This window comes from Pseudomonas sp. Pc102, from assembly GCF_018408275.1.
Classification (GTDB): Bacteria; Pseudomonadota; Gammaproteobacteria; order Pseudomonadales; family Pseudomonadaceae; genus Metapseudomonas; species Metapseudomonas tohonis.
Genome location: NZ_AP021905.1, coordinates 1,765,204 through 1,791,824 on the forward strand (window position 1 = coordinate 1,765,204; position 26,621 = coordinate 1,791,824).

Sequence of the window (26,621 nt, forward strand, 5' to 3'; positions counted from 1 at the left end):
AGATTTGATCAGTGGATGATCAGTCACTCGTTTGAATTTAATCTGTCCCTTCGTTCAGAAAAATATAACGACCCATAAGCGTGCACTTGGCACCATGGTTGCACGTCTCGACGCCGTCCCAGGCCCTCCAGTCCCGCAAGAATTGCCGGAGGCCGCGGTTCAGACGCGTTGGTGCTTCCGCCCACGCCAGAAGAAAGGTCGCACGAGCGGCTGAACAGCGTCCCTGCCAGACGGGGCCGTAATAACAAATGAATGATCTGTCCACGGAGTAAAGTCTCGATGGAACTCAAGTCCCGCAAGCCCCAGTTGCGCTTCGCTCCGGCTACGGCCGGCTACGCCCTCGCCGGTCTCCTGCCCCTGATGTGCGCCGTCCAGGCCCAGGCGGTCGAATTCAGCTTCGCCGACGACGAGATCAGCGGTTCCATCGACACCACCGTCTCCTACGGCCAACTGTGGCGCGTCCAGGGCCAGGACAAGACCAACAACGACATCAACACCAACGACGGCAACCGTAACTTCGACACCGGCCTGGTTTCCGAGGTGTACAAGATCACGTCCGACCTGGAAGCGACTTACAAGAACTACGGTGTGTTCGTTCGCGGCACCGCTTTCTATGACACCCAGATCATGGACAAGCGCAACGATTACTACGACAACAACACTCCGCGCCAGCCTAGCCAGAGCTACCCGAACGACGACCGCTTCACTCACGATACTCGCCACAAGGCCGGTCGTGATGCGCAGATCCTCGATGCCTACCTGTATGGCAACTGGGACATTGCCGACATGCCGGTCACCGGCCGTATCGGCAAGCAGGTCTTCAACTGGGGCGAAGGCATCTTCTACCGGGGTGGCATCAACACCACCAACCCGCTGGATGCTGCCAAGTTCCGCCTGCCGGGCTCCGAGCTGAAAGAGGTTCTGGTGCCGGTCGAAGCCCTGAGCTTCAACGTCGGCCTGACCGACAACCTGTCGATGGAAACCTTCTACCAGTTCAACTGGAAGGAAAGCGCGATTGATCCGAGCGGTACTTTCTTCTCCGAAACTGACCTGTTTGCCGATGGCGGCAATACTGCATACACCAGCCTGGCTGGTAGTGCGCTGACTGCTCCCCAGGCAGCCTTGGGTGGTGCTTCACTCGTTCAGTTCTACAACGCGGGCGCTGGTGGCTTGTGTGCTGGTCAGGTTGGCGGCCTTTGCGCTGGTGGAAAGAACTTTGTTTACCCAGGCAACCAGATCGTAAAAGTCGCCAATATCGGCACCGACCTGAATGCCAAGAACGATGGGCAGTACGGCGTCGCGTTCCGCTACATCGCCGAAGAGCTCAATTCGACCGAGTTCGGTTTCTACTACGTGAACTACCACGCGAAAGAGCCGAGCATCTATGCCGATCTGGGCAATTACAAAGGCGTCAACCTTGATACCGTCGCCGGCCTTCTGCCAGGTGGCTTGACCCCGGCCAACATCCAGGCAGCTGGCGGTCTCGCTACGCTCGATACCTTGGCGAATGTCCAGGCGCGTCGTGAGTATGCCGAAGACATCCGCATGTTCGGTTTGAGCTTCAACACCACCATTCAGGAAACCTCGGTATTCGGTGAGCTGGCTTATCGCCCGAACATGCCGATCGGTATTGCGACCACCAACGACCTGTTGGGCGACCTGATCGGTCAGGCTGCAAAACTGGTCAACACCGGTCCGATTTCCAGCGCGCTTGGTGGCCTTAACGGCTCGGCCCAGATCGCCGGCAATACCGTTCGCCTAGGCGACTCGATCCACAACTACGAGCGCGTCGAGGTCTTCAATACCTCTCTGGGTGCCATTCACAACTTCGGACCCAGCCTGAGCTTCGACTCGCTGATCGGCGTCGCCGAGCTTGCGTCCGAGCACCTGCGTGGCAGCGACCTGCAATACACCGGTTACAACGGCGTTAATCGTTACTACTCCGGTCGTGGCAATAGTTCCTATGTGTCCGGCGGTGATCGTGGAGATCAGGTCAACAAGGACTCCTATGGCTACACCCTCGTCCTGTCCGGTACCTGGAACGATGTGTACGCCGGTGTGAACGTTTCTCCGTTCGTGGTCTACAAAGACGACTTCCAAGGCAACTCCCACCAGACCGGCAACTTCATCGAAGGTCGCAAGGCCTACACCGTCGGCCTCAAGGCGAGCTACCTGAACAGCCTGGAAGGCGAGATCCAGTACACCGAGTTCTATGGCGCCGGCCAGAACAACTCCAGCCGCGATCGCGACAATATCGGCGTCAACGTCAAGTACTCCTTCTAACTAGAAAGAATGCGGGCACCTGCGGGTGCCCGCCGCTGAACCCTCACGGAGAACCAACATGCTGAAAAAGCTTTCGCTGGTTGGCGCGGCAGTCGCTTTCGCACTGTCCGCCGGTAGCGCACTGGCCGCGGTGTCGGCTCAGGAAGCCGCCAAACTGGGCACTAGCCTGACGCCCTTCGGTGCCGAGAAGGCCGGCAACGCCGCCGGTACCATCCCGGCCTGGACCGGTGGCATCACCCAGGCTCCGGCCGGCTACAAGCCGGGCCAGCATCATGTCGATCCGTTCCCGGAAGACAAGCCGCTGTACACCATCACCAAGGCGAACCTGGACCAGTACAAGGCCAACCTGACCCCGGGTCAGATCGCCCTGTTCAATGCCTACCCGACCACCTTCCAGATGCCGGTCTACCCGACCCGCCGCTCCGGTTCCGCGCCGCAGTGGGTGTATGACAACACCATCAAGAACGCCACCACCGCCAAGCTGCTGGACGGCGGCAACGGTTTCGCCGACGCCTACGGCGGCATCCCGTTCCCGATCCCGCAGAACGGCGTAGAGGCGCTGTGGAACCACATCGTCCGCTACCGCGGTTCCTACATCGTGCGTCGCGCCTCCGAAGTGGCCGTGCAGCGCAATGGCGACTACTCCCTGGTCACCTCGCAGCAGGAAGCCCTGTTCAAGTACTACAACCCGAAAGGTTCGTACGCCGACCTGAACAACATCCTGTTCTACTACCTGTCCTTCACCAAGAGCCCGGCCCGCCTGGCCGGTGGCGCCGTGCTGGTGCACGAGACCCTGGACCAGGTGAAGGAGCCGCGTCAGGCCTGGGGCTACAACGCCGGCCAGCGTCGCGTGCGCCGTGCGCCGAACCTGGCCTACGACACCCCGATCGCCGCCGCCGACGGCCTGCGTACCGCCGACGACACTGACATGTTCAACGGTGCTCCGGATCGCTACGACTGGAAACTGGTGGGCAAGAAGGAAATCTACATCCCGTACAACAACTACAAGGTCTCCAGCCCTGAAGTTAAGTACAAGGACCTGCTGCAGCCCGGCCACCTGAACCCGGCCGTCACCCGCAACGAACTGCACCGCGTGTGGGTCGTCGAGGGCACGCTGAAGTCCGGCGCCCGCCACATCTACTCCAAGCGCACCCTGTTCCTCGACGAGGACAGCTGGCAAGCCGCCGTGGTCGACCAGTACGACGGTCGTGGCGAGCTGTGGCGTGTATCGATGGCCTATCTGAAGAACTACTACGACCTGCCGACCACCTGGTCCGCACTGGACGTGTTCCATGACCTTCAGGCCCGTCGCTACCACGTGCAGAACCTGGACAACGAAGAGCCGACCACCATCGACTTCACCCAGGCTGTTCCGGACGACGGCTACTTCAAGCCTTCGGCACTGCGTCGCCGCGGTACCCGATAAGCGCCTTGTAGCCTGACGAAAAGGCCGCTACAAACGTAGCGGCCTTTTTGCTATCAGGGCCCCTGATAAGCCCTCAATCACGCGGGTTTGCCTTAACAAAACATAACGTCCAGCCGATTGTCATGGCTTTCCAAAGCTGGATAGCATAGGCGGCCTGCCAAAAGGCAAGGTCCACCTATAACAATAAGGGGGAAAGGTGTATGAGTGAGCCCGTCCTGCGGCGCACCCAGTCCGGTCATGACGTGCAGTCCCTTGCGCAACCGGCGTTCCGCTTCCACTCGCCGCTGGCCAAAGCGCTCTCGCTGTTCAGTGTGCTCTCCGTCCTGACTCTCGGCGCCGCGCCCATCGCGCAAGCTGCCGAATCAGCACCCGTGTTCTCCATCGAATCGCCCAAGGCGGCCAGCAGCCTGCTGCTGGATATCGCCCATGCCGGCAAGCGCCTCGTCGCCGTCGGCGACCGTGGGCACATCCTCTATTCCGATGACGACGGCAAGACCTGGACCCAGGCCAAGGTGCCGACCCGCCAGATGCTGACCGCCGTCTACTTCGTCGACGACAAGAAGGGCTGGGCCGTCGGCCATGACGCCCAGATCCTCGCCAGCGAGGACGGTGGCGCCACCTGGACCCAGCAGTTCGAGGACCTGGAGCGTGAGGCTCCGCTGCTCGACGTCTGGTTCAAGGATGCCAGCACCGGCTTCGCCGTCGGCTCCTACGGCGCCCTGCTGACCACCGAGGACGGTGGCAAGAACTGGGAAGACGTCAGCGACCGCCTGGACAACGAAGACCAGTACCACATCAACGCCATCACGGCGGTGAAGGACTCCGGCCTGTTCATCGTCGGCGAGATGGGCAGCATGTTCCGCTCGCCCGACTGGGGCCAGACCTGGGAGCGCCTAGAGGGCCCCTACGAGGGTTCCCTGTTCGGCGCCACCGGCACCAACGAGCCGGGCGTGGTCGTGGCCTATGGCCTGCGTGGGCACCTGTTCCGCTCCGCCGACTTCGGCAAGACCTGGGAAACCATCGCACTCAAGAATGCCCGTGGCGGCACCCTGGAGTTCGGTCTTTCCGGCGGCACCCTGCTCGATGACGGCACCCTGCTGGTGGTCGGCCATGGTGGCAGCGTCCTGAAGAGCACCGATGCCGGTCGCACCTTCAGCGTGGTCAACCGTTCCGATCGCCTGTCGCTGGCCAGCGCCACCGCAGATACCAAAGGCAACCTGATCCTGGTGGGACAGGGCGGAGCGCGCGTCGCCTCGCCGACTGGCGCCGAGCTGGGCCAACAATAACGAGCCGGGGGAGTTTCGATGAGTAACCATCACCAGGACAAGGCGACCTTCCTGGAACGCCTGATCTTCAACAACCGGCCGGCCGTGATCGTCATCTGCCTGCTGGTCAGCATCTTCCTCTTCTGGCAGGCCACCCAGGTGCGTCCGTCCACCAGCTTCGAGAAGATGATCCCGCTGCACCACCCCTTCATCCAGAAGATGATGGAGCACCGCAACGACTTGGCGAACCTGGGCAACACCGTGCGTATCTCGGTGGAAGCCAAGGACGGGGACATCTTCAGCAAGGAGTACATGGACACCCTGCGTCAGATCCACGACGAGGTGTTCTACATTCCCGGCGTCGACCGTTCCGGCCTGAAGTCCCTGTGGAGCCCCAGCGTGCGCTGGACCGAGGTCACCGAGGAAGGCTTCGCCGGCGGCGAGGTGATCCCGCAGACCTACGACGGTTCCGACGACAGCCTGGACGAGCTGCGCAACAACGTGCTCAAGTCCGGCCAGATCGGCCGCCTGGTGGCCAACAACTTCAAGTCCAGCATCGTCGACGTGCCGCTGCTCGAGTCCTATCCGGACCCGAACGACCAGGGCAAGCTGCTCAAGCTCGACTACCGCCAGTTCTCCCATGAGCTGGAAGAGAAGATCCGCGACAAGTACCAGGCCCAGAACCCCAACGTTCAGGTGCACATCGTCGGCTTCGCCAAGAAGGTCGGTGACCTGATCGACGGCCTGATCATGGTCGTGGCCTTCTTCGGCATCGCCTTCCTCACCACCCTGGTGCTGCTGTACTGGTTCACCTGGTGTATCCGCAGCACCATCGCCGTGCTCTCCACCACCCTGGTGGCGGTGATCTGGCAGCTGGGCCTGATGCACTCGGTGGGCTTCGGTCTCGACCCCTACTCGATGCTGGTGCCGTTCCTGATCTTCGCCATCGGCATCTCCCACGGGGTGCAGAAGATCAACGGCATCGCCCTGCAATCGAGCGATGCGGACAACGCCCTGACGGCGGCCCGGCGTACCTTCCGCCAGCTGTTCCTGCCGGGCATGATCGCCATCCTGGCCGACGCCGTGGGCTTCATCACCCTGCTGATCATCGACATCGGCGTGATCCGCGAGCTGGCCATCGGCGCCTCCATCGGCGTGGCGGTGATCGTGTTCACCAACCTGATCCTGCTGCCGGTCGCCATCTCCTACGTCGGCATCAGCAAGAAGGCCATCGAGCGCAGCAAGAAAGACGCGACCCGCGAACACCCGTTCTGGCGCCTGCTGTCCAACTTCGCCCATCCGGTCGTTGCCCCGATCTCCGTGGTCGTCGCCCTGGCCGCCTTCGGTGGCGGCCTCTGGTACGGCCAGAACCTGAAGATCGGCGACCTCGACCAGGGCGCGCCGGAACTGCGTCCCGACTCGCGCTACAACAAGGACAACAACTTCATCATCAGCAACTACTCCACCAGCTCCGACGTGCTCGTGGTGATGGTCAAGACCGCGCCGGAAGGCTGCTCCACGCACGAAGCGCTGGCGCCGATCGACGAGCTGATGTGGACGATGGAGAACACCCAGGGCGTGCAATCCGCCATCTCGATGGTCACCGTGTCCAAGCAGGTGATCAAGGGGATGAACGAGGGCAACCTGAAGTGGGAAACCCTGTCGCGCAACCAGGACGTGCTGAACAACTCCATCAGCCGTGCCGATGGCCTGTACAACACCGACTGCTCCCTGGCACCGGTGCTGGTGTTCCTCAACGACCACAAGGCCGAGACCCTGCAGCGCGCGGTCAAGGCGGTCGAAGGCTTCGCCAAGGAACACAACAAGGAAGGGCTGGAGTTCATGCTCGCCGCCGGTAACGCCGGCATCGAAGCGGCCACCAACGAGGTGATCGCCCAGTCCGAGCTGACCATCCTGATCCTGGTCTACATCTGCGTGGCAGTGATGTGCCTGATCACCTTCCGCTCCATCGCCGCGACCATCTGCATCGTGCTGCCGCTGATCCTCACCTCGGTGCTGGGCAACGCGCTGATGGCCTTCCTCGGTATCGGCGTGAAGGTGGCGACGCTGCCGGTCGTGGCGTTGGGCGTGGGTATCGGTGTCGACTACGGCATCTACATCTACAGCCGCCTGGAAAGCTTCCTGCGTGCCGGCCTGCCGCTGCAGGAGGCCTACTACCAGACGCTGAAGTCCACCGGCAAGGCGGTGCTCTTCACCGGCCTGTGCCTGGCCATCGGCGTGGCGACCTGGATGTTCTCGGCGATCAAGTTCCAGGCCGACATGGGCCTGATGCTGACCTTCATGTTCATCGTCAACATGTTCGGTGCGCTCTGGCTGCTGCCTGCCCTGGCACGCTTCCTGATCCGCCCCGAGAAGCTGGCGGGCAAGACCGGTGGTTCGCTGCTGGCCCACTAAGCCTCAAGGCAATGAAGAAACCGCGGCCCAGGCCGCGGTTTTTTTATGGGCGATCAACTACCCGCAACTCACGCGCACAAACCTGTAGGGGCGACTTCAGTCGCCCAGCAACCCTAACGCCTGTGCGCCCGGCTCCGTAGCCCGGATTCAGCCCGGGAGCGCGCCATACTCTCCCCGTGCTGAAGCACGGGCTACGAGACCACATCTGGGGCGTTGGTAGGTCGGGTGCAACCCGACAGGGTTCGGCAGGAGGCTCCAGCGGGTTCCACCCGCCTTGCACCGCAAGCACGTTCTCACCCTGTAGCCCGGACTTCATTCCTGGGCAGCCACGCCTTTCCTGCGTTGACGCACGGCCACGAAGCCGCACCCGGGGTTCTGGTCGGGTGCGGGTCAGCGCGGATAGAGCGGCGGCAGCCCGCTTTCGCCAGCGGCCTGCTGCTGGACCTGCGGGGTTGGCAGGGCGCGGATGGCCTTCCACAGCTCCTCGCCCTGCCAGTGCTGGCCGCTCTCGCTGTAGAGGGCGCCGTTGAGGCCATCCATGGCGTCGGACAGCGGCACGAAGCGTGCGGCCATGTCCGCCAGGGTTTCCGGTTGTTGCCGCGCCCAGGCGTCCAGGGCCTGGCGCGTGGCGTGGGGATCGTTGGCCAGGCAGGCGCGCTTGAGGTCGTCCAGCAGGGTGCGCGGGCTGGGGCCGGTCTGCGCGGTGGGCAGGATCGCCGGTTGCCGGCGGGCGTGCCACCACAGGCCGAAGCCCAGTAGCGTGGTCAGGGCCAGCAGCAGCGTGGCGAGCTTCCAGGGCCACAGTGGCGGACCCTCGACCACGCGCTGGGCGTCATGGGCGCTTTCCACCGGTGCTTCCGGTTCGAGTGCGGGGTTGTTGGCCACTTCCAGGGTGCGCCCCGGCAGTTGGCTGCGTTCCAGGTGATCCTCGCGGGTGTTCCACCAGACCACTTCAACCGGCGGCAATTCGATGCGCCCGCTGGTGGTGGGCACCAATGCCTCGCGTTCCTCGCGGCTGCCGAGCACGCCGCGCTCGCTGGCCTGGTTGGAGAGCTGCGGCTGGTCGGGATAACGGCGCAGGCCCGGTGCATGGGTGGCGGGCAGGGCGGGCAGCTGGGCGCTGGCCAGGCCCTCGACCTTGACCATCAGGCTGCGGGTCAGCGAGTCGCCGACCTGGGCCTTGTCCGGCTCCGGGTTCCAGGCCTCGGCCAGGGTCAGGTTGCGTGCCGGCAGCCAGGGGGCATCGGCGGGGTACTCGGCCGGCTTGGCCTTCACCGTCAGCGGGATTTCCGGCGAGCTGACCCGTGTCAGGCGACCCGGGCGCGGGCCGAAGGGCTGGTAGTCGTTCTGCCCGGAGCGCTCCACCAGGGTCGCGCTGAACACCTGGGCAGGGATGCTCAGTTGGCCGCTCTTCTGCGGGAAGATCGCGTAGCGCAGTTCGATCACGCCGTGGCGGATGCCGTTGATCTCCTTCTCGTAGGTGCGCGGCTCGCCCAGTTGCTCGATGCGCGCATCGGCCATCTGCAGCGGGGTCAGGCTGCTGTCGTCGTACAGTGATACGGAGTGGTAGATGCGCAGGGTGAGGATGGTCTGCGCCTGCACGTAGACGCTTTCCTCGTCCAGGCTGGCGTCGATGAACACCGGGGCGAGCTTGCTGTTGCCGGCGGCGTTGTCGCTCTTCTGGATGTGCAGGGTGATCGGCCGGGTCTCGGCCTCGCCCAGGCGCAGCGGCGGGATCACCACGAAGCCGCTCTGCTTCGGCTGCAGGGTGACGATCCAGCGCGTGGCGCGGTCGTCCTGGCCGTTTAGCGTACTGATGCGGTTGATCTGGCGGGTGCCGAGCACCTCGAAGAGCGACTCCAGCGGCTTGAGGTCGGGCTTGCCGAACAGCGTCGGGTCGGAAGACTCCAGGATCAGCTCCACCGTCTCGCCCTCGCTGAGGCGCGCGCGGTCGACGCTGGCGGTGAAGCCCGCCGCGCTGGCGGTGCAGGCCAGCAGGCTGAGGAGGAGGGCGCAGAGGAGGCGCATCATTCTTGGTTTTCCTGGCGGCGTTGCTGTTCGTACCAAAACTTGCGGCGCAGCAGTTCGGCGGGGTCGTCGGGAATCTGCCGCAGCCATTGCTCCAGGGACTGGCGGCGCTCATCGCCCAGGGGCTCGGCCTTGCCGGGTGCGTCCGCGGGTTGCTGCTGGCCCTCGGGCTTCTGCCCGGGCTCGGCCGGCTGCTCCTGCGTACCGGCCTGCTGGCCCGGTGGCTTGCCTTCTTCGGGTGGTGTGGCGGAAGCGCCTTCGGCGCTCTGCTGCTCGTCCTTCTCCTCGCTTTTCTCCGGGTCGCCACCCTGGCCGGCGGAGGGTTGCTCCTGGGGCTGCTGCTGGCCCTGCTGGCCGTCCTGCGGCTGTTGCGATTGCTGCTGCTTCTGCTGTTGCAGCATCTGTTCCACCAGCGCCTTGTTCTTCAGCGCCGGCTGCAGGTCCGGTTCACGCTCGAGGGCTGATTCGTAGGCGTCCAGGGCGGCCTCCAGCTGGCCGGCCCTGGCCAGCGCGTTGCCACGGTTGTAGTGGTCGGCGGCGCTGTCGCCACCGGCGAAACGTTCGGCGGCTTCGGCGTGCTTGCCGGCCTCGTAGAGCGCATAGCCCTGCCAGCGTGGGTCCTCGAAGCGACGGGCCGCCTCGGCGCTCTGCCGGGCTTCCAGCAGGCGCTGGCCCTGCTGGTCGGGTCGCAACCACAGGTCCTCCGGCTCGAAGGCCAGGGCAGGGCGGGGCAGTACGAAGAACAGCGGCAGGCAGAAGATCCAGCCCCGGCGCCCGGCGCAGGCGGCGATCAGCAGCAGCGGCAGCAGCAGCCAGTGGCCCTGGTCGGCCCAGGCTTCCAGCCGTGTGGTTTCACCACTTTCGCGCAGGGTCCGGGCACCGCCGAGCAGGTCCAGGTTGCGCAGGTCGCGCTCGTCGACGCGGGCGGTGGCGTATCTGCCCCCCAGGCTGCTGGCGAAGCGCTTGAGGCTGGGGGCGTCCAGGCGCGGCAGGAGGATGGCGCCTTGGGCGTCCTTGATGAAGCCACCGTTCTCCTGGGCGATGGGGGCGCCCTGGGACGTGCCGATACCGAGGATGCTCAGGCGTTCGCTCTTCGAGCCGAGCGCCTGGCGGATGCCGTTGCGTTCCTCCTCGCTCAGGCTGCTGGTGATCAGCAGCAGGCGGCCCTGGCCCTGGGCACCCTGCTTGAGCAGTGCGAGGGCCTTTTCCACGGCGAGGTCGGCGCGCTGGCCGGGCTCCGGCATGATCGATGGCTTGAGCGCCTCCAGCAGGTTGCCGGTGGTCATCAGGTCGTCCGAGAGCGGCACCAGGCTGTGGGCGCTGCCGGCATACAGGACGATGGCGGTCTGCGCATCGTGGCGGGCTTCCAGCAGGTCGCGCAGCTTGCGCTTGGCCTGCTCCAGGCGCGTGGGCGGCACGTCGGAGGCGAGCATCGAGGGGGTCAGTTCGAGGATCACCACCAGCGGGTCCGCGCGTTTCTGCGTGCTTTGCTCGACCCGCTGCCAACTGGGGCCGATCAGTGCCAGCAGGCCCAGGCTCCAGGCCAGGCCGAGGGCGATCCAGGGCAGGCGGTTGTTGCGTTCGCGGCCACCGCCCAGCAGCCAGGGCTGGAAGGCGATGGGCAGCAGTTGCTGCCAGCGTCCGCTGCGGCGCTCGCGGTGCCAGAGCTGCCAGATCAGCCAGGCCAGCAGCGGCAGCATGAGCAGCCAGAGCGGGCGCGACCAGTGCGGCCAGAGTTCGCTCATGGGCGTCTCCTCAGCCACTGCGGCCGTTGCTGCAGGGCGTGCGGCCACAGCTCGCGGCTGATCAGCAGCAGGCTCAGCAAGAGGGCGGCGCCCAGCGGCCAGCAATACAGCGCCAAGGCGGGGCGGGCCTGGCTGGGCAGCTGCGAGACGGGCTCCAGCTGGTCAAGCGAGCGCTCGATCTCCTCCAGCTCCTTGCTGGAGCGGGCGCGGAAGTAGCGGCCACCGGTCTGCTCGGCGATGCGGCGCAGGGTCGGCTCGTCCAGGTCCAGGCCGGGGTTGAGGCCGAACATGCCGAGCACGCCGCCCTGTTCCGGGTCGGCGCCGATGCCGATGGTGTAAATCTTCACCTGTTCCTCGGCGGCGAGGCGGGCGGCGGTGAGCGGCTCGATCTCGCCGCCGGTGTTGGCGCCATCGGTGACCAGCACCAGCACGCGGCTGTTGGCCGGGCGCTGGCGCAGGCGCTTCACCGCCAGGCCGATGGCGTCGCCGATGGCGGTGTTCTTGCCGGCGATGCCGATCAGTGCCTCGTCGAGCCAGACGTGCACGGTCTGCCGGTCGAAGGTCAGTGGCGCCTGCAGATACGCCTGGCTGCCGAAGAGGATCAGGCCGATGCGGTCGCCGATGCGGCCGTCGATGAATTCACCCATCAGGTGCTGCACCAGGGTCAGGCGGCTGACTTCCTTGCCGTCGAGTTCCATGTCGGCGTAGTCCATGGAGCCGGACACATCCACCGCCACCAGCAGGTCGCGGCCGCTGGCCGGCAGGGGTTGCGGCTCGCCCACCCATTCCGGGCGCGCGGCGGCGCAGAGCAACAGCAGCCAGAGCAGGATGAACGGCGCCTGCTGGCGCCAGGCCGGCAGGTTGGCGCGGGCGCGGCGGCCGGCGAGGGCCTCCAGCTCGCCGAGGAAGCTCACCTTGAGCGCCGCCTCGCCGCTGTCGGCCGGCGGCAGCAGCACGCGCAGCAGCCAGGGCAGCGGCGCGAGCAGGAAGATCCAGGGCCAGGCGAGCTCAAACATGTTTGCGGATCCAGGTGTCGACCGCCTGGGACAGGCCCTCGATGGCCTTGTCGTCGAGCTTGCACTCGGGGCGGTAGGCGCCTTCCACCAGCACCATCCAGCGGGTCAGGCCGGCGGCGGGGCAGCGGTTGTCCAGGTAGGCCAGCCAGGCACGGCCGCTGAGGGTGAGGCTGTGGTCGTTGGGATAGTGCAGGCGGCACAGGCGCTTGAGCAGGCCGTTGAGCTGCTGCAACCAGGGGCCTGCGGGCGCGCCGTCGTAGGGCTTGCGCAGTTGGGCGAGTTCCCGGAGGGCGGCCTCGCGCATGGGCTCCAGGGGCTGCTCCGCCCGCTCGCCGCGTTGCCGGCGAGGCAGGCGGTGGCGCAGGCGCCAGAGGCCCCAGAGCAATAGCGGCAGCAGCGCCGCCAGCACCCACCAGCCCGGCGCGGGTGGCCACCAGGGCACGGCGTCGGGGGCGATCAGCGGCTCCAGCTGGTCCAGTGGGTTCATCGCTTGCCACCGCGGTGCTGCAGATGGTCACGCAACTGCTCGACCATACCGGCCTGGGTGCTCAGGGGCAGCAGCAGCACGCCCAGGCGTTGGGCCAGGCGCTGCCAGCGTGCCTTGCGGGCGTCGCCCTGGTCGCGATAAGCCTGGCGCAGCTCGGGGTTGTGGGTGTCCAGCTCCAGCCTGGCTCCCAGCTCGGTGAAGCGCAGCAGCCCGGCGGCGGGCAGGGCGTGGTCGAGCGGATCGGACAACGGCAGCAGGATCAGGTCGGTGTGGCGGGCGAGCAGGGCGAGCTGCTGCTCCGAGGTATCGGACAGGGTGCGCTCGTCACAGAGGATCACCACCAGGCTGCCGGGGCGCAGCACTTCGCGGGCGCGGCGCAGGGCCAGGCTGAAGCCTTCGCGGGTGGCGCCCTGCTGGTCGCCGAGTGCCTGGTTGGTGCGCACCAGGCGGTTGAGCAGTTGCAGCAGGCTCTGCTTGCTGCGCCGGGGCTTGATCTCGTGGTGCTCGCAGTCGCTGAAGACCAGGCCGCCGATGCGGTCGTTGTGGCCCAGGGCGGCCCAGCCGATGAGGCTGGCGGCGTGGGCGGCGAGCACCGACTTGAACATCTGCCCGGAGCCGAAGAACAGCCGCTGGCTCTGCTCGACCATGATGAACACCGGGCGTTCGCGCTCTTCGTGGAACAGCTTGGTGTGCGGCTCCTGGGTGCGCGCGGTGACGCGCCAGTCGATGGTGCGCACGTCGTCACCGGGCTGGTAGACGCGCACCTGGTCGAAGTCGACGCCGCGCCCACGCAGCTTGGAATGGTGCAGGCCGATGAGCGGGCTGCGTCGCGAGGGCGTGGAGAACAGCTGCACCTCGCGGACGCGGTGACGCATGTCGATCAGCTCGGCGAGGCTGACCTTGATGCCGGTCGGGGCGGCTGGGCTGTCCATGGGTCAGGCGACGGCGACCACATCGAGGATGCGCTGGATCACCCGGTCCTGGTCGATGCCGGCGGCCTCCGCCTCGAAGGAGAGGATCAGGCGGTGGCGCAGGGCGTCGAAGAGCACGGCCTGGATGTCCTCGGGGCTGACGAAGTCTCGCCCTGCCATCCAGGCGTGCGCGCGTGCGCAGCGGTCGAGGGCGATGGAGCCGCGCGGGCTGGAGCCGTAGGCCAGCCACTCGGCCAGCTCGCTGTCGAACTTGGCCGGGGTGCGCGTGGCCATCACCAGCTGCACCAGGTATTCCTCCACGGCGTCGGCCATGTACAGGCCGAGGATTTCCTTGCGCGCGGCGAAGATCGCCTGCTGGCTGACCTGGTGCTCGGGGCGTGTCTCGCCGTTGAGGGCGACGCCACGGGCCTGCTGGAGGATCTTGCGTTCCACCGAGGCCTCGGGGAAGCCGATCTTCACGTGCATCAGGAAGCGGTCGAGCTGGGCCTCGGGCAGCGGGTAGGTGCCTTCCTGCTCGATGGGGTTCTGCGTCGCCATCACCAAAAACAGCGGTGGCAGGTCGTAGGTGGAGCGACCGATGGAGACCTGGCGCTCGGCCATGGCCTCGAGCAGCGCCGACTGCACCTTGGCCGGCGCGCGGTTGATCTCGTCGGCGAGCACCAGGTTGTGGAAGATCGGTCCCTGCTGGAACACGAAGCTGCCGGTCTCCGGGCGATAGATCTCGGTGCCGGTGATGTCGGCGGGCAACAGGTCGGGGGTGAACTGGATGCGATGGAACTCGGCTTCCACGCCTTCGGCCAGGTCCTTGATCGCCTTGGTCTTGGCCAGGCCGGGCGCCCCTTCCACCAGCAGGTGACCATCGGCGAGCAGGGCGATCAGCAGGCGGTCGATGAGCTTTTCCTGACCGAGGATCTGGGTGGACAGGTACTGGCGCAGGGCGATCAGTGCTTCGCGGTGTTCCATCGTTGGACTCGCTCGGAATGGACGGGGGAAGCGGAAGCCTCCGGGGTGGCGCAGTACTTTAATCCAGAGTGGGGCCACCGGCCTAGGCGGCGTGCCGACGCGCTGAGGATTTCGTCACGGGGCGCGTGCAAGGGGCGGCCAGCGGACCAGTATTGACCGAATATGTCGCGCCTCGAAAAGCCTGCGCGATGCCGCCCTCGCTAAGCTCTTGCGCAACGGTGACCGTCCGGTCCGACCCATGCCCGGCGCGTCATCCGACCGTCACACTGCCCAATGAACCTGTGACCCCATCACCGCGCAATAAGCGTTCTACGCTTACACCCCAACAATACGAGCCAAGCGGAGCACAACCATGGCGTTCTTCACCGCGGCCAGCAAAGCCGACTTCCAGCACCAACTGCAAGCGGCCCTGGCGCAGCACGTCAGCGAACAAGCCTTGCCACAAGTAGCCCTGTTCGCCGAACAATTCTTCGGCATCATCGCCCTCGACGAACTCACCCAGCGGCGCCTGTCCGACCTGGTGGGCTGCACCCTGTCGTCGTGGCGGATGCTGGAACGCTTCGACCCGGCCAAGCCGCAGGTGCGCGCCTTCAACCCCGACTACGAGAAGCACGGCTGGCAATCCACCCACACCGCGGTGGAAGTGCTGCACCCCGACATCCCCTTCCTGGTGGACTCGGTGCGCATGGAGCTGAACCGCCGCGGCTACAACATCCATACGCTGCAGAACAGCGTGCTCAGCGTGCGCCGCAACAAGAAGGGCGAGCTCGCCGAAGTGCTGCCCAAGGGCACCCAGGGCAAGGACGTGCAGCAGGAATCGCTGATGTTCCTGGAGATCGACCGCATCGCCGCGCCCGCCGCCCTCAAGGCCCTGGAGAAGGCGATCGAGGAGATGCTCGGCGAGGTGCGCATCGCCGTCGCCGACTTCCAGCCCATGACCGCCAAGGCCCGCGACCTGCTGGCCTGGCTGGACAAGGCCAAGCTGAAGGTGGACAAGGCCGAGCTGGCCGAGATCAAGGTCTTCATGAACTGGTTGCTGGACAACCACTTCACCTTCCTCGGCTACGAGGAGTTCACCGTGGTGGACGAGGGCGAGGCCGGTGGTCACCTGGTCTATGACGAGAAGTCCCTGCTCGGTGTCTCGCGCCTGCGCCGCACCGGCCTCAGCGCCGCGGACCTGCACGTCGAGAAGGAGGCCGTCGACTACCTGCGCGGCCCGGTACTGCTGTCCTTCGCCAAGGCCGCCGAGCCGAGCCGCGTGCACCGCCCGGCCTACCCGGACTTCGTTTCCATCCGCGAGCTGGACGCCAAGGGTCGCGTGGTCAAGGAATGCCGCTTCATGGGCCTGTACACCTCTGCGGTGTATGCCGAGAGCGTGACCGAGATTCCCTTCATCCGCGGCAAGGTCGCCGAGATCCAGCGCCGCTCCGGCTTCGATCCGCGTGCCCACCTGGGCAAGGAGCTGGGCCAGGTGCTGGAAGTGCTGCCCCGCGACGACCTGTTCCAGACCCCGGTGGACGACCTGTTCTCCACCGCCATGGCCATCGTGCAGATGCAGGAACGCAACAAGATCCGCCTGTTCCTGCGCCGCGACCCCTACGGGCGTTTCGCCTATGCGCTGGCCTACGTGCCGCGCGACGTCTATTCCACCGAGACGCGCCTGAAGATCCAGCAGATCCTCATGGACCGCCTGCAGGCCAGCGACTGCGAGTTCTGGACCTTCTTCTCCGAATCCGTGCTGGCGCGCGTGCAGTTCATCCTGCGCCTGGACCCGAAGAACAAGGCCGTGGTCGACCCGGTGCGCCTGGAGAAGGAAGTGATCCAGGCCTGCCGTTCCTGGAAGGACGACTACGCCAGCCTGGTCAACGAAAGCTTCGGCGAAGCCCAGGGCACCCGTGTGCTGGCCGACTTCCCGAAAGGCTTCCCCGCCGGCTACCGCGAGCGCTTCGCCCCGCACTCGGCCGTGGTCGACATGCAGCACCTGAACAGCCTCTCCGACGAGCGCCAGCTGGTGATGAGCTTCTACCAGCCGCTGACCCAGGGCGAGCAGCTGCTGCACTGCAAGCTGTACCACGCCGACACGCCGCTGCCGCTGTCCGACGTCCTGCCGATCCTGGAGAACCTCGGCCTGCGCGTGCTCGGCGAGTTCCCCTATCGCCTGCACCGCCAGGACGGCCGCGAGTTCTGGATCCACGACTTCGCCTTCACCAGTGCCTCGGGCCAGGAAGTCGACATCCAGCAGCTCAACGACACCCTGCAGGACGCCTTCATCCACATCGTCAGCGGTGACGCCGAGAACGACGCCTTCAACCGCCTGGTCCTGACCGCCTCCATGCCCTGGCGCGACGTGGCGCTGCTGCGCGCCTATGCCCGCTACCTGAAGCAGATCCGCCTGGGCTTCGACCTGTCCTACATCGCCAGCACGCTGCTGAACCACGTGGACATCGCCAAGGAGCTGGTGCGCCTGTTCAAGACCCGCTTCTACCTGGCCCGCAAGCTCACCGCCGAGGACCTGGAAGACAAGCAGCAGAAGCTCGAACAGGCCATCCTCGGCGAGCTGGACAACGTCGCCGTGCTCAACGAGGACCGCATCCTGCGGCGCTACCTCGACCTGATCAAGGCGACCCTGCGCACCAACTTCTACCAGCCCGATGCCAACGGCCAGAACAAGGGCTACTTCAGCTTCAAGCTGAGCCCGCGGCTGATCCCCGACATCCCGCGCCCGGTGCCCAAGTTCGAGATCTTCGTCTACTGCCCGCGCGTCGAGGGCGTGCACCTGCGCTTCGGCGACGTCGCCCGTGGCGGCCTGCGCTGGTCCGACCGCGAGGAAGACTTCCGCACCGAGGTGCTGGGCCTGGTCAAGGCGCAGCAGGTGAAGAACGCGGTGATCGTGCCCATGGGCGCCAAGGGTGGCTTCATCCCCCGGCGCCTGCCGGTGGGCGGCAGCCGTGACGACATCCAGGCCGAGGCCATCGCCTGCTACCGCATCTTCATCAGCGGCCTGCTGGACATCACCGACAACCTCAAGGACGGCCAGGTGGTACCGCCGGCCAACGTGGTGCGCCACGACGCCGACGACCCCTACCTGGTGGTGGCGGCCGACAAGGGCACCGCGACCTTCTCCGACATCGCCAACGGCATCGCCCTGGAATACGGCTTCTGGCTGGGCGACGCCTTCGCTTCCGGCGGCTCCGCCGGCTACGACCACAAGGGCATGGGCATCACCGCCAAGGGCGGCTGGGTCTCGGTGCAGCGCCACTTCCGCGAGCGCGGCATCGACGTGCAGAAGGACAATGTCACCGTGATCGGCATCGGCGACATGGCCGGCGACGTATTCGGCAACGGCCTGCTGCTGTCGGAAACGCTGCAGCTGGTGGCGGCCTTCAACCACATGCACATCTTCATCGACCCGAACCCGGACGCGGCCAGCAGCTTCGTCGAGCGCAAGCGCCTGTTCGACCTGCCGCGATCCTCCTGGGCCGACTACGACGCCAAGCTGATCTCCGCTGGCGGCGGCATCTTCCTGCGCAGCGCCAAGAGCATCGCCATCAGCCCGGAAATGAAGGAACGCTTCGACATCCGTGCCGACAAGCTGACCCCCACCGAACTGCTCAACGCCCTGCTCAAGGCACCGGTCGACCTGCTGTGGAACGGCGGCATCGGCACCTACGTGAAGTCGAGCAAGGAGTCCCATGCCGATGTCGGCGACAAGGCCAACGACGCCCTGCGCGTGGACGGTCGCGAGCTGCGGGCCAAGGTGGTGGGCGAGGGCGGCAACCTGGGCATGACCCAGCTCGGCCGCGTCGAATACGGCCTCAACGGCGGCGCCAGCAACACCGACTTCATCGACAACGCCGGTGGCGTGGACTGCTCCGACCACGAGGTGAACATCAAGATCCTCCTGGGTGAGATCGTCGCGGCCGGCGACATGACCGGCAAGCAGCGCAACAAGCTGCTGGCGGACATGACCGACGCGGTGGGCAGCCTGGTGTTGGGCAACAACTACAAGCAGACCCAGGCGCTGTCCCTGGCGCAACGCCGCGCGCGCGAGCGTATCGGTGAATACAAGCGCCTGATCGCCGCGCTGGAGGGCGCCGGCAAGCTGGACCGCGCGCTGGAATTCCTGCCCGGTGACGAGGAGCTCAACGAGCGCGCCGCCAACGGCCAGGGGCTGACCCGGCCGGAGCTGTCGGTGCTGATTTCCTATAGCAAGATCGACCTCAAGGAATCGCTGCTCAAGTCCCTGGTACCGGACGACGACTACCTCGCCCGAGAGATGGAGACCGCCTTCCCGCCGCTGCTGGCGAGCAAGTTCGGCGAGGCCATGCGCCGCCACCGCCTGAAGCGCGAGATCATCAGCACCCAGATCGCCAACGACCTGGTCAACCACATGGGCATCACCTTCGTGCAACGCCTGAAGGAGTCCACCGGCATGAGCGCGGCCAACGTCGCCGGTGCCTACGTGGTGGTGCGCGATGTGTTCCGCCTGCCGCACTGGTGGAAGCAGATCGAGTCGCTGGACTACAAGGTGCCCGCAGAACTGCAGCTGACCCTGATGGACGAGCTGATGCGCCTTGGCCGCCGCGCCACCCGCTGGTTCCTGCGCAGCCGCCGCGAAGACCAGAACGCCGCCCGTGACGTCGGCCACTTCGGCCCGCGCGTGGCCGAGCTGGCCGGCCGCCTGGACGAGCTGCTGGAAGGCCCGGCCCGCGAGCAGTGGCTGGCCCGCTACCAGGCCTACGTCGAGGCCGGCGCACCGGAGGAACTGGCCCGCGTGGTGGCCGGCACCAGCCACCTGTACACGCTGCTGCCGATCATCGAGGCCTCGGACGTCACCGGCAAGGACACGGCCGAAGTGGCGGCCGCCTACTTCGCCGTCGGTGGCGCGCTGGACCTGTCCTGGTACCTGCAGCAGATCACCGGCCTGCCGGTGGAGAGCAACTGGCAGGCGCTGGCGCGCGAAGCCTTCCGTGACGACCTCGACTGGCAACAGCGGGCGATCACCGTATCGCTGCTGCAGATGGTCGATGCCCCGGTCGACATGGACGAGCGCGTGGCCCTGTGGCTGGAACAGCACCGCCCGCTGGTGGAGCGCTGGAAGGTGATGCTCACCGAACTGCGCGCCGCCACCGGCACCGACTACGCCATGTATGCCGTGGCCAACCGCGAGCTGATGGACCTGGCCCAGAGCGGCCAGCATGGGGTCAAGACCTCCTGAGCCATCGTTCGCTGAAAGGTTGAATGTGCTCTAGCCCCGCTTCGGCGGGGCTTTTTTGTCTGGCGTTCCCGTAGCCGGAGCGGGTGACGCTGACGTTCTTCGGGACGCCGGCAGCTTGCAAGCTATCGGAGTGATTGGGTTCCTACGGCAGGTCCCGTCGTTTCTTCGGAAGCTTCCCGATCCCCTGGGGGCTTTTCCCTATTCCCTGCTCATCGGGGTTTTCCGCCTACTGTCTCGCCCCGGATGCAGGGCTCGGCGGTTTCTTCGAGATACGGTCACGAACCGGCGATGCATACGGGCCATCCCATCGATGAGGCCTCGACATGCTTGCCGAACTCCGCCATTTCTTCGATCACAGCCGTCACCGCCTGCAGGTCGGCGAACTCGACGTCGGGCTCGACGTCCTCGCCTTCGTCGGAGACGAGACGCTCAGCCAGCCCTTCACCTACCAAGTCGAGTTCACCGCGTCCCAGCGCGACCTCCCCTCCAGGCGCATCGTCGGGCAGCCCGCCAGCTTCAGCCTCTTCGCGCCTCCCAAGCCGGTGCCCTTCGCCGGCCTGGGCGCGCCGCCGACCCAGCCGCTGCGCACCCTGCACGGCGTGGTCACGGGCTTCCGGCGGCTCTCCGGCTCCAACGACGAGGCCCGCTACGAAATCACCCTGCAGCCGCGCCTGACCCTGCTCGGGCGAGGCCGGCAGTACCGCATCTACCAGCACCTGTCGGTGCCCGAGATCGTCGAGCAGATCCTGCGCAGCGACCGCCACCGCTGGGCCGGGCAGGACTTCTTCTTCGACCTCAGGCGCGACTACCCCAAGCGCGAGCAGGTCATGCAATACGACGAGAGCGACCTGGCCTTCATCCAGCGCCTGCTGGCCGAGGTCGGCATCTGGTACCGCTTCACCGCCGACGAGCGCCTGGGCATCGATGTCGTCGAGTTCCACGATGACCAGCGCAACTACCGGTTCGGCGTCCAGCTGCCCTACCGCCCGCAGTCCGGCACCGTCAGCAGCGGCCAGGACGCCGTCTGGGACCTGCAATCGAGCCACGGCGTGGTGGAAAGGAACCTGCGTATCCGCGCCTACACCCCGCGCGACGCGACGGCCTACCTCGACGGCGACCTCGACCAGACCCGGGGCGACCCGACCACCTACGGCGAGGCCTATCACTACGGCGAGCCCTACATCGAGCTGGACGACCCCGGCTCCCGCGACGAAGACCTGAAAAGCGAAAGCGGCTACTTCTATGCCCGCCTCGCCCACGAGCGCTACCTCAACGACCAGACCCGTCTCGGCGGCCGCACCAGCAGCGCCACCCTGGCACCGGGGCAGGTGCTGAAGATCGAGGGCGGCGCGCCCGAGGCCTTCACCCCAGGCGCCGTCATCACCCGCCTGGTCACCGTCGCCGCCCGCGACCGCAGCTTCGAAGCCCGCTTCGAGGCCATCCCCTACAGCGAAAGCGTGTGCTTTCGCCCGCCGCTGCTGCCGCGCCCCGTGATCGCCGGCACCATCCCGGCCCGCGTCACCAGCGCGCAGGCCGACGACCTCTACAGCCACATCGACCTGGAGGGCCGCTACAAGGTCAGCTTCCTCTTCGACCAGGACACCTGGCCCGCCGGCCAGGAAAGCATGTGGCTGCGCCTGGCGCGCGCCTATGCCGGGGATACCCATGGCCTGCACCTGCCGCTGATCCAGGGCACCGAGGTCGGCATCGCCTTCGAACGCGGCGACCCGGACCGGGGCTTCATCGCCTTCGCCCTGCACGACAGCCGGCACCCCGACCTCGTCACCCTGAAGAACTACAAGCGCAACGTCCTGCGCACCCCGTCCAACAACAAGCTGCGCCTGGACGACACCCGCGGCCAGGAACACATCAAGCTCAGCACCGAGCACAGCGGCAAGAGCCAGCTCAACCTCGGCCACCTGGTGGATGGGCAACGGCAGAAACGCGGCGAAGGCTTCGAGCTGCGCACCGACGGCTGGGGCGTCATGCGGGCGGGGAGGGGGCTGTACATCAGTGCCGATGAGCAGGCTCGTGCCCAGGGTGATCTTCTGGAAATGGACGCAGCCATCGAACAACTCAGCAGTGCCCTGTCGCTGGCTCGTTCGATGAAAGCCGCTGCACTAGCCGCGCAGGTGAAACCGTGCGATCTCGACAGTCAGGCTCGCCTCAACACTGCGCTGACGGGGCTGGCGAAGCCTGGAGTGCTGCTTCATGCCCCCGATGGTGTGGGCATCCTCAGTCCCAGCGCTGTTTGCGTGTCTTCCGGCAGCGAGAGTGTGGGTGTGATGGCGGGGCACAACCTGGATTTCAGCGCAGGCCAAGACCTTACTGCCGTTGCACAGGAGTCGGTCAGCGTTCTGGCCCAATCAGCCGGCATGCAGCTCAAGGCCGCTCACGGCAATGTCGAGATGCATGCCCAGGACGGCGACCTGCATGCGCTGGCAAGCGATGAACTCAGGATAGAAAGCACCGGCGGACGCGTTGAGATCACCGCTCCTGAAGAGCTGGTCCTGCATTGTGCGGGCGCCTACATCCGCATCAAGGGCGGCGAAATCGAGCTGGGTGCGCCCGGCAACATCTACCTCAAGGCGGCGAATGTCCAAAAGGTTGGCAGTGCAAGCCTGACGACTCCGGTGACCCCTTTACCCGGCGGGTACAGCGCCAGCTATGTGCTCAGGAACGACGCGCAATTGGCCATGCCCTTCATCAGCTATCGGATAACGACATCAGCAGGTGATGTATTCAGCGGTGTTACGGACAAAGACGGCAAAACCATGGCTGTCCATACCCTGACGCCGGATAACTTGAAACTCGAACTCCCCCAATCAGAGGACTGGATCGGATTCTTCGGGCCAGAGGGCATGAGTTACGAAGGCATAGCGTGCAAGGCAACCATGGACGATGGCTCGGTGTTGGAAGGCCGTTTTGATGCTGACAATAAAGTACGGTTCACCTCCATAACGGGCAGGTCTTGTATCGCTCTCGAACTTGAGGGACTGGACCGAAGTGAAGAACTTCCCAGTGCCGCCGCAGCCATGATACGGACGCTTGGGGAGTAGAACCGTGGACTCTTTCTACCGTTATTACTTGTATAAAGAATATCACCCGGCCGACGAGTCGGTTCTTGAAAAAGCCCTCGAAGCACTCGAGGGTGCGGCAATCAAGTTTTCTACTGATGCAATCAGTGATGCCAATCAGAGAGAGAACTACAACAAGAACATGCGGCGTGTGGTCGAGACGGTCAGAAGTGAAGTCAAGTCGGGCCGAATCAGCGTAAAGGACGCTGCCGAATTCTGCTATGAAATGCGTAACAAGATCATGGCGGAGACAAGGGCAAAGACTTCAGTTCAGGGATTGGCGATAGCGGAACGGCGAAAGCGCATTCCCCCTGAGCTTATTGATCTCCTTGATAAGTACGCCGTTGAACAGTTCGGGAAGAAGTTCGCAGCGCTCACGGCAGAGCAGAAGAGCACGGTCCACTACACCATCGTCGAGTCTGCGGCGCGACCGGATGCTGTAATCAATACAACGAACAAGGTCCTCAAGGTCGCGGGAAAAGTGGCGATTATCGTAACGATAATCTACGCCGGGTATGAGATTGCCAATGCCGAGAACAAAAAGAAGGAAACGATAAGGCAGGCGGGAACGATTGGAGGTGGAGTCCTCGGAACATTGGCAGCGGGCGCTCTGGTTTCAACGGCTTGTGGCCCCGGGGCCCCTGTTTGCGCGATCGCGCTCATGCTGGCCGGCGGTGTGGCCGGTAGTTTGGTGGCGTCATCCACCCTGGATTATTTTGATGATGAAATCGAAGAGTTCACCAGATGGGCAATTAGATAAAGCCCCGCTGTGGATTGCCTTGTCCGACATGTTTGTAGACAGCGAAACCAACTATGCATGCATAGCGCGTGTGGCAAAGAACTATCCATTGTCCGACGTCGAGTTCGCATTGTTCGAGCGGGTGGCGCCTGTATGCATCGGGAATATGTTTTCCCCCGTGCCGCCGATCTGGGGTGGGTTTCATGAAAAACAGCTGGTCGCCGATATTGAGGCGTACTCCAGGCAACGGTCCAGCCAAGGGGCATTTTGCAAATTGGGTAGCTTTATATTCGGGCGCTTTATAAGGCTCTACTGTTTGCATATGTGGATTGATTTGAGAAAAGCGATCAATGCGTCGGGCAACTAGATGGCGCGGAAGTTGGCCTATACGGCTCTCGCCTGCTGCTGATACTTAGGGATGGATATGAACGGAACGCATCGTACGGACACACTCGGCTCGGTCAAGGAAGTGCGAGGAGGGCCCCAGGAAAAACACTGGATAGAGTTCGTTCTGCTTGATGAGCAGGGCGATCCATTAGTGGGTATGCCCTATCGCGCAGTGAATGACGCAACGCGTGCGCATTGTGCCTCCGAGTGTTCTGGCCAAAGCGATGCAAATGGAATGATCCGCCTGGATGGGCTGCACCCCATCGCCATTACCCTGACGATTGCAGCCGCGCCCCTGGCCAATGCGCTGCAAACCCGCCGTCTTCGCGCGATGCGCCCTGAGCCGCAAAGGAGAGGACTCCAGACACAGGGTTACGAGGCACCTCCCGCTGGCTGGTCGCCCATAGAGAGGCAGGCGCGGACGGCGGGCAACCTCTATCACTACCTTCGCCTTGGTCAGTTGTGCGACAGCCTGCCGCCACTCGTCCCGCCTCTGCCAGATACCCAGAAGCTGCCAGGCTTCCATTTTCCGGACCCGGAGTTCAGCGGCTTTACCGTACCGGCTGAGCAGCTGAATCGCCGCCATGTCCTGGAGCTTTGCCCCTTCCGTGCCTGGCAGCTGGTGCTGCACCACCAGCCCGAGTACAGCATGGTCAATGGCTACAACCTGGGGCTGATGGCAAACCTGTCGTACAGCACCGTCGTGCAGGACCAGCGCAAGAAAGCACGCCGGGCAGGTTGCGAAGTCGATCCCGAAACGCTGCCCGGCGCTGTGGAGGAGTTCTTCTTCCGCCAATGCCTGGACCTTACGCGTACGCCGCAGATGCTCGACGCCAAGGGGCAGCAGTTCCCAGCGGTGGTGGTGGATGTACCTTTCGATGAGCGCTACACCACTGCAGAGATGCTCGACACCGTTAAGGCCGATGCCGCGCTAGACGAACCGGATACGCCTTTTACCGTCATTGAGAACACCCAGTTGTTCTACTTCAGCAACAAGAAACACGTGATAGTGGCGTGGCGGGGAACCCAGGAGGCCATAGATTGGTTGACGGATGCTCAGTACCGTCCACGTTTGACGGATGGCACCGACTGTGATGTGAAGCGGCCAGTGAATCAATGCACCTTCCTCACTTCAGAAGGAAGTGTGCATCACGGGTTTTTGCAAGCATTCGAGATAGCAAAAAAAATATTTCCGGAGCACTTCAAAACAATTCAACTTCAGCTTGAAGCTAGAGACCTTTTTATATGTGGTCATAGCCTTGGCGGCGCTCTTGCGTTAATTCACTCCGCTAGTCTTAAGCGCGCTAATCCACTGCTTTACACCTACGGCATGCCCCGAACCTTCACTCGTAAGGCCGTGGAAAGCCTGGATGGCATTGTTCATTTCCGCCATGTAAATGACGCCGATACCGTCACCAGCGTACCGCCCGAGGCTGAGCTGGATAACTGGCTGTACAAGTCCTTCGGACCGCTGGGGCCCACCCTTGGCTATACGTGGTCGGTGCCACAACTGGTGATCAACAAGTTGACCGGCTTCGGCGACCCCTACTGGCACCACGGCCAGATCGCCATGCACTACCGGGCCGACCAGCATTATTCTGCGCGTCCTCCAGGCGCCAACTTCCCGGCCTACCGCAGCAAGGACGGGCTCGGTGCCCCCCACTACAGCCATGTCACCAAACGCCTGCCCGAGCGTGCCTTTCTCTACCTGGTGCCCAGCCTGGACGATGCCGCCAGTCGCTATGCCGGTGACGAGCAGAAGGCACTGATGCAGTCGCTGGCGAAAACCAGCATGCAGCGCTACTTCCCGTCACACACCAACCCGGATCGCAGTACCAGTCGAACCAGCGTGTTCGACCATTCGATGATCAGCGGCTACCTGCCCTTTCTGCATAACCAGTTGCTGGAGCTCGCGGATCCAGAGCGCCCCATGGAGCGCAAGGCCCAGCGCCAGCGCTTCGAACAGCAGATGCATCACCCGGCCGTGATCGAGGCGGAAAAGCAACGCAACGAGCACTTCCTTGCCCTGCACAGGTTGTTGCCCATGACCTTGCCGATGACCACTGAAATGGACGGCGGAACGGAGGCGCTGCAGCGCTTCTGCTGCGACCAACCAGCGGGGTTGCCCATTGAAATCATGCGAGCACGCCCCTACGGCCAGGCGGAGCCTGCGGAAGTCATTGCGCCCAAGGAGGTACTGACGCCATGAATCCATTTTCCCATGCGGTCTATGCCGTGGCCGGACTCTGCCTACACGCTAGTCAGGCAGGTTGCGCACAATTAATGAACCAGGATCTTTCACCGCCCCCCGGAGGCGAAACAGTCAGCGTCAGTGTGAAAGTTCCCAAGGACTTGATTGCTAGAAAAATGCGGGTGATGTACCGCTCGGAGAAGTGTCCGATCACCCGCTCCGATGGCAGTGGCGGGCGTTACGAGATTGATGGTGCCAAGGCTATTGAAGTCGAGCCCCAACGTCAGGGAATGACTGATATATATGAAGCAAAGTTGGCTAGGGATGGTGGCGGAAGTTGCCAGTGGAAATTAAGTAACGTGACGTTTGGAGTGTACTACGGAGCCGTCGGTAAGTTTGGTGGGACGGCTCGAGTAGGGGCGGGTGGGGCATTATAGTTATATTCGATG

General features: G+C 64.6%; 16 protein-coding genes. 10 read left to right on the forward strand and 6 right to left on the reverse strand.

Features of this window, described 5'->3' with window-relative positions; all coding sequences use genetic code 11:
* Positions 1-279: 279 nt before the first annotated feature.
* The 4 genes from PHLH3_RS08330 to PHLH3_RS08345 all read left to right on the forward strand — a co-directional run bounded on the left by PHLH3_RS08330 (position 280) and on the right by PHLH3_RS08345 (position 7,389).
* Positions 280-2,283, forward strand: a complete 2,004-nt coding sequence (locus PHLH3_RS08330) for a DUF1302 domain-containing protein (RefSeq protein WP_213628869.1) — start codon at positions 280-282, stop codon at positions 2,281-2,283.
* A gap of 58 nt (positions 2,284-2,341) precedes the next feature.
* Positions 2,342-3,709, forward strand: a complete 1,368-nt coding sequence (locus tag PHLH3_RS08335) for a DUF1329 domain-containing protein (protein ID WP_111259392.1) — start codon at positions 2,342-2,344, stop codon at positions 3,707-3,709.
* A gap of 200 nt (positions 3,710-3,909) precedes the next feature.
* Positions 3,910-4,995, forward strand: coding sequence for a YCF48-related protein (locus tag PHLH3_RS08340; RefSeq protein WP_173173659.1), 1,086 nt, complete (start codon positions 3,910-3,912; stop codon positions 4,993-4,995).
* Between the two features lie 18 nt (positions 4,996-5,013).
* Entirely contained in the window at positions 5,014-7,389 is a 2,376-nt protein-coding gene (locus tag PHLH3_RS08345) for an RND family transporter (protein ID WP_213628870.1), read from the forward strand.
* Between the two features lie 390 nt (positions 7,390-7,779).
* On the opposite strand, the gene PHLH3_RS08350 is transcribed toward PHLH3_RS08345, so the two are convergent.
* From PHLH3_RS08350 to PHLH3_RS08375, 6 genes are read right to left on the reverse strand one after another with little or no spacing between them, the layout of a single operon-like run.
* Complete coding sequence (locus PHLH3_RS08350; RefSeq protein WP_213628871.1) at positions 7,780-9,420, reverse strand: BatD family protein; 1,641 nt, start codon at positions 9,418-9,420, stop codon at positions 7,780-7,782.
* A complete protein-coding gene (locus PHLH3_RS08355) occupies positions 9,417-11,162 on the reverse strand; it encodes a VWA domain-containing protein (protein ID WP_213628872.1) in 1,746 nt (581 codons plus the stop codon). The genes PHLH3_RS08350 and PHLH3_RS08355 overlap by 4 nt, the downstream gene beginning before the upstream one ends.
* A complete protein-coding gene (locus PHLH3_RS08360) occupies positions 11,159-12,178 on the reverse strand; it encodes a VWA domain-containing protein (protein ID WP_173173667.1) in 1,020 nt (339 codons plus the stop codon). Before PHLH3_RS08360 ends, PHLH3_RS08355 begins: the two co-directional genes overlap by 4 nt.
* Positions 12,171-12,665 (reverse strand): DUF4381 domain-containing protein, encoded by a 495-nt coding sequence (locus tag PHLH3_RS08365; RefSeq protein ID WP_213628873.1) that lies wholly within the window; start codon positions 12,663-12,665, stop codon positions 12,171-12,173. Before PHLH3_RS08365 ends, PHLH3_RS08360 begins: the two co-directional genes overlap by 8 nt.
* Positions 12,662-13,597: a DUF58 domain-containing protein gene (locus PHLH3_RS08370; RefSeq protein ID WP_213628874.1), complete on the reverse strand. Its 936-nt coding sequence runs from the start codon at positions 13,595-13,597 to the stop codon at positions 12,662-12,664. Before PHLH3_RS08370 ends, PHLH3_RS08365 begins: the two co-directional genes overlap by 4 nt.
* 3 nt (positions 13,598-13,600) lie before the next feature.
* Complete coding sequence (locus tag PHLH3_RS08375) at positions 13,601-14,560, reverse strand: MoxR family ATPase (protein WP_111259384.1); 960 nt, start codon at positions 14,558-14,560, stop codon at positions 13,601-13,603.
* A gap of 352 nt (positions 14,561-14,912) precedes the next feature.
* Here PHLH3_RS08375 and PHLH3_RS08380 point away from each other — a divergent pair, with 352 nt between their 5' ends.
* The 6 genes from PHLH3_RS08380 (at position 14,913) to PHLH3_RS08405 (ending at position 26,609) form a co-directional block, all read left to right on the forward strand.
* Positions 14,913-19,778 carry an NAD-glutamate dehydrogenase gene (locus tag PHLH3_RS08380; RefSeq protein ID WP_213628875.1) on the forward strand — a complete coding sequence of 1,622 codons (4,866 nt, stop codon included), beginning with the start codon at positions 14,913-14,915 and terminating at the stop codon, positions 19,776-19,778.
* 323 nt (positions 19,779-20,101) lie between these two features.
* Positions 20,102-22,837 carry a type VI secretion system Vgr family protein gene (gene vgrG, locus PHLH3_RS08385; RefSeq protein ID WP_213628876.1) on the forward strand — a complete coding sequence of 912 codons (2,736 nt, stop codon included), beginning with the start codon at positions 20,102-20,104 and terminating at the stop codon, positions 22,835-22,837.
* A gap of 4 nt (positions 22,838-22,841) precedes the next feature.
* Entirely contained in the window at positions 22,842-23,615 is a 774-nt protein-coding gene (locus PHLH3_RS08390; RefSeq protein WP_213628877.1) for a hypothetical protein, read from the forward strand.
* Entirely contained in the window at positions 23,575-23,961 is a 387-nt protein-coding gene (locus PHLH3_RS08395) for a hypothetical protein (protein WP_213628878.1), read from the forward strand. The genes PHLH3_RS08390 and PHLH3_RS08395 overlap by 41 nt, the downstream gene beginning before the upstream one ends.
* A 57-nt stretch (positions 23,962-24,018) precedes the next feature.
* Positions 24,019-26,190, forward strand: coding sequence for a lipase family protein (locus tag PHLH3_RS08400; RefSeq protein ID WP_213628879.1), 2,172 nt, complete (start codon positions 24,019-24,021; stop codon positions 26,188-26,190).
* The gene (locus PHLH3_RS08405) at positions 26,187-26,609 is read left to right on the forward strand and encodes a hypothetical protein (protein ID WP_213628880.1); all 423 of its coding nucleotides are present in this window, start codon (positions 26,187-26,189) and stop codon (positions 26,607-26,609) included. Before PHLH3_RS08400 ends, PHLH3_RS08405 begins: the two co-directional genes overlap by 4 nt.
* Positions 26,610-26,621 lie beyond the last annotated feature (12 nt).

What these genes read in the sequence shown, in the direction of transcription:
- vgrG (WP_213628876.1), top strand. Translation starts at nt 20,102, where the DNA reads ATGCTTGCCGAACTCCGCCATTTCTTCGATCACAGCCGTCACCGCCTG.
- PHLH3_RS08355 (WP_213628872.1), bottom strand. Translation starts at nt 11,162, where the DNA reads ATGAGCGAACTCTGGCCGCACTGGTCGCGCCCGCTCTGGCTGCTCATG.
- PHLH3_RS08340 (WP_173173659.1), top strand. Translation starts at nt 3,910, where the DNA reads ATGAGTGAGCCCGTCCTGCGGCGCACCCAGTCCGGTCATGACGTGCAG.
- PHLH3_RS08335 (WP_111259392.1), top strand. Translation starts at nt 2,342, where the DNA reads ATGCTGAAAAAGCTTTCGCTGGTTGGCGCGGCAGTCGCTTTCGCACTG.
- PHLH3_RS08330 (WP_213628869.1), top strand. Translation starts at nt 280, where the DNA reads ATGGAACTCAAGTCCCGCAAGCCCCAGTTGCGCTTCGCTCCGGCTACG.
- PHLH3_RS08380 (WP_213628875.1), top strand. Translation starts at nt 14,913, where the DNA reads ATGGCGTTCTTCACCGCGGCCAGCAAAGCCGACTTCCAGCACCAACTG.
- PHLH3_RS08370 (WP_213628874.1), bottom strand. Translation starts at nt 13,597, where the DNA reads ATGGACAGCCCAGCCGCCCCGACCGGCATCAAGGTCAGCCTCGCCGAG.
- PHLH3_RS08360 (WP_173173667.1), bottom strand. Translation starts at nt 12,178, where the DNA reads ATGTTTGAGCTCGCCTGGCCCTGGATCTTCCTGCTCGCGCCGCTGCCC.
- PHLH3_RS08405 (WP_213628880.1), top strand. Translation starts at nt 26,187, where the DNA reads ATGAATCCATTTTCCCATGCGGTCTATGCCGTGGCCGGACTCTGCCTA.
- PHLH3_RS08345 (WP_213628870.1), top strand. Translation starts at nt 5,014, where the DNA reads ATGAGTAACCATCACCAGGACAAGGCGACCTTCCTGGAACGCCTGATC.
- PHLH3_RS08375 (WP_111259384.1), bottom strand. Translation starts at nt 14,560, where the DNA reads ATGGAACACCGCGAAGCACTGATCGCCCTGCGCCAGTACCTGTCCACC.
- PHLH3_RS08395 (WP_213628878.1), top strand. Translation starts at nt 23,575, where the DNA reads ATGATGAAATCGAAGAGTTCACCAGATGGGCAATTAGATAAAGCCCCG.
- PHLH3_RS08350 (WP_213628871.1), bottom strand. Translation starts at nt 9,420, where the DNA reads ATGATGCGCCTCCTCTGCGCCCTCCTCCTCAGCCTGCTGGCCTGCACC.
- PHLH3_RS08400 (WP_213628879.1), top strand. Translation starts at nt 24,019, where the DNA reads ATGAACGGAACGCATCGTACGGACACACTCGGCTCGGTCAAGGAAGTG.
- PHLH3_RS08365 (WP_213628873.1), bottom strand. Translation starts at nt 12,665, where the DNA reads ATGAACCCACTGGACCAGCTGGAGCCGCTGATCGCCCCCGACGCCGTG.